Source organism: Dellaglioa sp. CoH-57-MRSF-17, assembly GCF_056782015.1.
This window is the reverse complement of record NZ_JBXAXY010000040.1, coordinates 1-500: the sequence shown is the minus strand read 5'-3', so window position 1 is coordinate 500 and position 500 is coordinate 1. Positions and strand designations below refer to the sequence as shown.

The following is a 500-nucleotide window of genomic DNA, read 5'->3' as shown; positions in this document are numbered from 1 at the left end:
GCAGTGTGACGGACCCGAAGTTTGGCCGAGACATTCGAATCTTCTTCGATGGTTCGAAGGCACCCGCAGATCAGTATCAAGTGATCCCGGCAGACACGCGCAGCGCGCTCGACGAGGAAGAACTCTCATTCCTGCGCTGGGATACTTCGTGCCTCGCAGCGGAGCCGCTGTCGGATGAGGAAACGAAGCGTGAGTTCGAGTCGTGGGCAAAGCGTAATGGAGTGAAGCTTAAGAAGGGTAAGGCCGTTGACGCGGACGACATCGACGAAGGCGAAGACGACGAACCCCCGAAGAAGGGCAAGAAGACTCCGGCCAAGGGCAAAAAGAAGGTCGTCGAGGAAGATGAGGACGACGAAGATGAGGATGAAGACGGCGGCATCGACGATGAAGACGAAGATGACGACGAGCCTCCCAAGAAGTCCAAGGGCAAGAAGAAGCCAGTCGAAGACGACGAGGACGAGGATGAAGATGATGACGGACTCGACGACGAAGACGAAGAT

The 500-nt window shown here is 56.4% G+C and carries 1 pseudogene; it reads left to right on the top strand.

Annotated elements, in window-relative coordinates:
- Nucleotides 1-500, top strand: a pseudogene (locus tag AC1RPJ_RS07745) (hypothetical protein); the annotation flags it as partial.